A 6,450-nucleotide genomic window follows, 5' to 3' on the forward strand; every position below is an offset into this window, starting at 1 on the left:
CGGGTTCACCCAAACCCGTCGCGGCTCAGGAGAATAGTATGGATACACTATGTACCCGGGATCAATACAGCAAAAACATAGAGTTGAAAGTCAAGACGGCGCGCACGGATTATTACAAGCTGCCCTTCGAGGATACCATTTCCTTCACTCGACGAGATGACTGGCCATCCTACATTCCAACCAACCAGTCAAAAGAGTCCGACATATATATCATTCCGGCGTACCCTTGCCCGGACGAAAATAGTTTGCAGGTGACGCCGGCGAATGAAAAAATAACCCTGACATGGACGATGCCTCCCGGCACTACGCAGTCGAGAGTAGATGACTATAAGATTAAGTGGCGGCGAAAAGATGGTGAATGGGCTGATGTCAAGAATGAAAACGATGAAAGACTCGTGAAAAAGTACGACCCCACCGAAACAAATCCTTCTGTCACCTTTCCTTATCCGGCAAAGGACGAGGGCACCAAAGAGTATGAGTTTCTCGTTACGCGAGGTGCGTTTAACCTCGAGGAAGCCGAATACAATGTAACACGCTCTGCAACGTTTAACACCGATAGAGTGGCAGCAACCCCCGCCACAGCGGAAATTCAGGAACATGACAGCACCACCGTAAAAGTATCTTGGACATTGAATGACGGGCGCTTCAGCACCAACTACCGGTGCCGCATCTACAGAAAAGACGGCACTAAACCATTAGTGCAAGTACATGAGCAGCCTGTCGCGGCCGGTTCCACTACGGTGGAGTGGGTCGATTCATTCACCGTGGACTGCACCCCCTTCTATTACGAAATTCGCATGTTCGACGGAGGTGACGACGTCGGTGGTATTGGCGAATACGGGCAGCCATTTGCTAAGACCGGCACTCTGTTTATGGAATTGCGGTTGCACAGCATTGGCGCCATCGCCAATCTCAGTGCCTCCAAAGGCTATTACGACGACAAGGTGCTGGTGAAGTGGGACATGACACCGCGGCACCGGTTTAAGAGCTTCCGCCTGTCGCGCGCGATTAAGAACCTTGCCGGAGCGCCGACAGAGTCACTCGCCGAAATACCGTCCGGCAGTGTTACCAACTACATGTACGAAGACAAATCTGCCGTTCAGGGCATCTACTATGACTATAAAGTGGTGGGCGTGACGGATTGCGACGGCGACATCAAAGAACACAGCGAAAAGCATTCCACCGGCTACAAACAGCCTTACGGAACAGTCATCGGGCAGATTGCCTTTAAGAGCGGCTCCACCTCCGTGGTGGGAGCCACGGTTACCGCTACGACTACACCGGAAGCCCCAAACAAGGCTTTCGAGTTCACAAGCGACCACCAAAACTACATCACAACGCCCATCAAGGCGAATGCTTTGTCGCCCTCCGCGTTCACATTTCAGGCTTGGGTGAAGCCGCACGATGTGCAGGCTCCTGCCTCGCTGTTCTATACTCATGCCGGACATTATGCGGTGCGAGCCAACGGCTCTGAGAGCTTCACACTCACCGTCGGCACCACCGACTTTCTCCTGAGCCTGCCCAACGCGGCACGCCTACAGGCAGACCAATATACGCATGTTACGGTAACGTTTGCCGACAACACCGCCCGATTGTATATCAACGGGGATTCGGTGGCTACCGCCACCGCCACGGTTACCGCCGCGAGCGAGAGCGCCGCCGCGAGCGCTGCCGCGACCGCGACTGCGGACAGCATTTATCTGGGCAAGAGTAAGGCTTCGGTAGCCGGTTTCACCGGCTTCATGGACGAAGTCCGCATCTGGAAAAAAGCCCTGACGCCGACCAAAATCAAGCAAGACTACGGGCGCTTCATAGCCGGCAAAGAGGCAGACTTGCAAGTCTATTACCGCTTCGACGAACTAAGCGACGATGAGGTCTATGACGCCTCAGCCACCGCCAGCGGCACCACATTCAACGAAAATCACGGCGCCGTTCACACTGCAAGCAATACCAAACATGATTTTCATACCTTAACTAATGCTCCCAATGCAGCGTTGTTGGCAAACCGAGCCATCACCGATGTGAACGGCTCCTATATTCTCAACACTATCCCCTACGCGGGCGATGGCACCTCGTTTACGCTGACGCCGAGTTTGGGCGAAGGCTCAAGTGCGCATCTGTTTGCGCCAACCACGCGAACGTACCATTTCAATGCCGCCAGCCACATCTATAACAGCGCGGATTTTGAAGATAAATCATCGTTCAAGGTATCGGGTAAGGTCATGTATGAAGGCGGCAATTACCCGGTGGAGGGTTGTACGTTCACGATAGACGGCAACCAGTGTTTGTCGAACGGGAAGCCTATAACGACTGCTGCGAACGGTACTTACGAGCTGGAAGTGCCTGTCGGCGTGCACGAATTTAAGGTGGAGAAGCCCGGACACTGGTTTGCCAAAGATGGCAAAGCCTTGTCGCTGACTACCGGACAAAATCTTGATTATCAGAGCGACCGCTCCGGCGTGCATTTCTATGACCAGACACGTGTGAAAGTGATTGGGCATATTGCCGGGGGCATACAGGAGTCCGAGGTCGTTTCGGGCTTTGGCTGGGGTAGAAATAATATCGGGGTGGATTCGTTGGTGTTCACGGCGATTGATAAAGTGGGACAGCCCCGGTTGCGTTATGAAGCCTCCGGAGATACCTTTATTATCAATTTGCACGACAAAGGCGCGTGGCTGCGAAACCCAAGCAGGGAACAACTTTTGGGAGCGGAAGTCGAGGATTTAGATGAGGATTGGCCTGCCCAATATACCAATGACGACGGCGAGGTGGATTGGGATGCAATAATACGCAAAAATGCCGACGCGTTTGGTGAATTTTATTCCGAAACAGACGGTCTGGACGCGTTAGGTTTTCTCTTGGCTCAAGAGGATTATCTTGCCTGGATGAACGACCCCACAGAGGAAGAATTGCAAGCATACGCCTATCTCGATTCCATCGCCGAGATAGACCCGGAACTTGAAGCATGGATGAACAGTCCCCCGTTGGAGTTGGACGCACCTCTCACCGAAGAAGACCGGTTGAGGCTGCAAACCTATATGGACGAGAACGGTGTGTTTGATGTCGCACGATTTATGCAGAACAACGGTATCCCGATGACCTATTTAAATGAAAATGGAGACTTTGATTGGGAGAGATATATAGATGACTTTTTGGCTGCGTATGATGAGGCAGAGGCTGCCGAGGCTGCGTATGAGGCTGCCGAGGCCGCCGCCGCTGCCGCCGCCGCTGCCGCCGACGACGAAGTGGATGGCTATGACATGGAGTGGGAATATGAGATGATGTTGGAGAACTTGGTTGACAGCGATTTTGACTTTGGCGGTTTCGGACAAGAGTTTACCGAGATGAAAATTAATGGCAATGAGGTGACTGTTTATATCAACCAAATCACCGGCGAATATGTGGCGTGGCTATACCCCGAAGTGTATAATATAGAGCCCATCAAAACGCTTTATGACGGCATTATCTATAATGGAAATGAAAGGCTTGACCTGCGCGATGCGCCGGTGGTTGATGAGGCTGCGATGAAAAAAAATACGCTCACTTGGAGCGATTCGGTATTGGTGAACGGGCAGATGCAATTTGTGGAACAGACCGACACCATCCGATACCATAAGGAATGGAACTATATTCATCGTCCGGAACCCATTTACACGATACAGCAGTGGGAGTGGGAGGCGAATGCGAAAATAACAGGCGAGGGAAGTACGGTTAATTATTTTGGTGAAAAAGAGTATGTTTTGCCCGACACAACGCTCGCGCTGGTGAACTTGAACTTGCAGCCGGACGATGACGGGTTTTACACCTTTGGCAAGCCGGTATTCCTGCAAGGTAAATCATATACTTTTGTGATGAATGCGGAAGAATACCATGTCAATCTTAATTCTTTAGACATCATTGCAGAGCCGGCAAAGGATGCTACTTTCAGCATTACATCCACCATCGCCGCAAATTCGGCGCAGGTGAACATTAGTATGGATGCGGAACTTGAAATGGGCATTTATGAGTTTGTGGTTGGCGCGCCGAGTGGTGACGGGGTGTCGCGGTTGTCTACCACGATGACTACCGGAGGACGGTCCTATTATTCGGATAATTTTGGTGCGAAGGGCTTGGAAGCTTACGTGCTGGGCGGAACGGTCACCGGCACCGACTTCCGGACGACGGCGCCTCCGAAAGTGGATTTTGTGCTCCACGACCCTCCCGGTACCAGCAGCTACGCCTATATCAGTGCCGGAACGACGCTGGTGCACACCGAGTTTGATTCGTGGACAGCAGGCACGTTGATGACTTCTAAAAATACGCTCTCGCTCGGCTATTCCACGATGATGGTGCTGGGAGTGATTGGCACGTCTGCCTCCGCTTATGGAACAGGGGGCATGGGAATAGAGACTAACAACACATCTTCGGGCAATGGCTCTACGCAAACAACCTACAGGTTCAACCGGAACTTTTCCACGATGGGTAACCCTGCCATTATGGGCGGTGGTGCCGATGTGTTTGTGGGTGACCCGGGCGATTTGTTTGTTGGGCAGGCGGTGAATACCCTCTATGGCAAAGTCAATGCCGTGGAGATTAGGAAGACATGGGAGTTTACCAATCCGAATAATATTTTTACAGACGAGGTGCCCGGCGCTTTTGACATCGGCAAAATCTCTACCATGGGGGTAGGGGAGAGTTTTGAAACAAGTTTTGCCTACACGGAGTATGAAATAGAGAAAATCATGGTCCCCAAGTGGGTCGATGCCGTCTGGGGAGTGTTGTCGCGCATTGTTATCCCGCTGGACGAGTCCTTAACGAAGGCGCAGAACGACAGTGCCATGTACGCCAAATTGCACGACGATTACGGCGTAGATACTGCGACAATCTCCGCGCCGGTATATGTGTCGCATTTGTATGTCGGTGACACCAATTTTGGAATGCTCAACAGCGATACTTCCGCTTTTCACTCGCAGGCTACGGAGGACGGTGCATCTTCCGGACCAAGCTATACCGTGGTGTGGGACCGCGCCACGCGGGAGATTCTAAGGGCGATGGATGAGCCGAATTTGGGACATCTGGAAGGTCCGACGGATTCGATAGTCATGGCTTACGACCAGATTAACGGGTGGCTCGGCATTTTGGCACAAAATGAATTAGCCAAATTAGCGGGCGACTATACGCAGAATGCCAGCTTTGGTGCCGGCGTGGGTAGCGTAGGCGTCAGCACTTCCCACGACACGCTTTATTCGTATGGCTCAGGCTACAATCGAAACCACCGGGTGTATGTGTCTGCGCACGAAGAAGTGAAGGCTGGCGGCGATTTTGTGTCTGCGCGTAGGGTGGCTACCACCGATGCCGTGCAGGCGCCCGGGAGCGGTAAAACCATTGTGCGTGCGCCTTTGCGTAATTCATGGTGGCAGCAAAGGAAAGAAACGAAAAAATTAAAGAAACAGATGGGAATTACAGGCAACCACAAATATCCTCCCAAAAAGGTTACTGTTCGGATAGGAAACTTTTATTCAGAAGTTGCTTTTCTGACCGTCAGACAACTTCCGGCGAAACACAAGCATCCACTGGTGATACAAAGCCGCTTACTCACTGATGGTCTTATATATTCTGATGCAGTTAAGGATTCAAAAGGAAGAAAACATCGTATGCAACATACACTCTGGAAGATGGACGATGTGGGCAAACCTGTTTTGTATAGCCGATCGGTGGACACCAACGGTAAGATACATCTTAAGAAAATCAGACCTCAGCCGAGTAGGAGGTCCGATGCTTTTGGTAGAATGCCCGTATATGAAACGATACACATTCCGGCAACGATGGGGTGGGAGGTTGATCTGAAACCGAGATTGTCGCACAGATACTCCGATGATGATGAGGTCGCGCACGAAGTATTAGCAGAGATACGTGCATTGGAAAAAAAACACGATACGAAAATTAGAAATGCTGACGGACTTCGTTGGCCCGGTCCTTTCTACTACGACTATGTTCCGGCGAAAACTATAAGGCGGCTTACGATTGACGAATATCGTGGTCCTCACTATTATGAAGGAACACAGACGGAGATGGGGGAGGTTAATCAAGCGCAGAGAGATGAAACCGACGGCTCAATAAGTAGGAGTGGATATATAGCCTGGGTACGAGACAATATTGTAATTGGGTTAGATCGGGATGACTACTTTGGTGATATGGTGGCGTACCGATACTGGAGAAAGAAACATCCGGAGGTTGACCCACTTGATTTCTTCCTTTCTGACGAGTATGACAAATGGGAAAGAACGGCGAAAGGGGTGTTGCCTCCGGTGGCGATAGCACAGGTCTACACCAAGATACAGGTGAAGAAAGAGATAGCTCCAAAGGCAGAAATAGAAGAATACTACACACCTGTAGATCGGCCTAGGAGGCCTAGGCCTGATCCTGGGCCTGGGCCTATCCAAACCCTCTGGGATTGGATTCGCTCTCATC

General features: G+C 51.3%; 1 protein-coding gene. It reads left to right on the top strand.

Annotation, left to right across the window (positions count from 1 at the left end):
- Positions 1-38 precede the first annotated feature (38 nt).
- A partial coding sequence (locus ASC50_RS04425) for a LamG domain-containing protein (protein ID WP_158648426.1) occupies positions 39-6,450 on the top strand: 6,412 nt, incomplete at its 3' end.

Source organism: Candidatus Symbiothrix dinenymphae, from assembly GCF_001431085.1.